General features: G+C 71.0%; 1 protein-coding gene. It reads left to right on the top strand.

The window, feature by feature from the left end; genetic code table 11:
- The coding region (locus RM572_RS28930) for a hypothetical protein (RefSeq protein WP_311676326.1) at positions 1 to 393 on the top strand (393 nt) is incomplete at its 5' end.
- Positions 394 to 479: the final 86 nt, after the last annotated feature.

The following is a 479-nucleotide window of genomic DNA, read 5'->3' as shown; positions in this document are numbered from 1 at the left end:
ACCGGCGAGGGGCCCGCGACGAGGCTCGCCTCGGCGGCCTCCGACCCCGGGACCGACACGGGCGGAACCGGAAGGCTCAAGCACAGCAAGGGCCCCTGGGTCAGCGCCTCCGGCACGGCCGGGGATCTGCGTACCCGGGCGGAGAAGAGCAGGTCGGCGCTGGGGCCCGGCCACGAGGGCATCGACGCGGGGGCCGCCGGCCTCAGCTCCGTCGCGGCCCTCAAAGGCGTGCTGACGTCCTGGGAGGAGCGTCTTCAGGCGGTGCGGGACGAGTGCGAACAGCTCAAGGGGACCTTGCTGACGGTCGCCGGGGAGATGGGCGAGACGGAGCGTGCGGTCGACAGGTCCCTCAAGGCCGTCGACACTGTTCACGGGGCGGACGCGAAGCGGTGACCGGAACCCTCACCTGGCAGCTGCTGCGCGATCTCAAGACCTCCGAGTTCACAGAGGCAAGCAAAAAATGGCACGAGGTCTCGGGC

This window comes from Streptomyces hazeniae (assembly GCF_031845485.1).
Classification (GTDB): domain Bacteria; phylum Actinomycetota; class Actinomycetes; order Streptomycetales; family Streptomycetaceae; genus Streptomyces; species Streptomyces hazeniae.
Note: the sequence above shows the minus strand (reverse complement) of the source record. Positions and strands in the feature narration are given on the sequence as shown.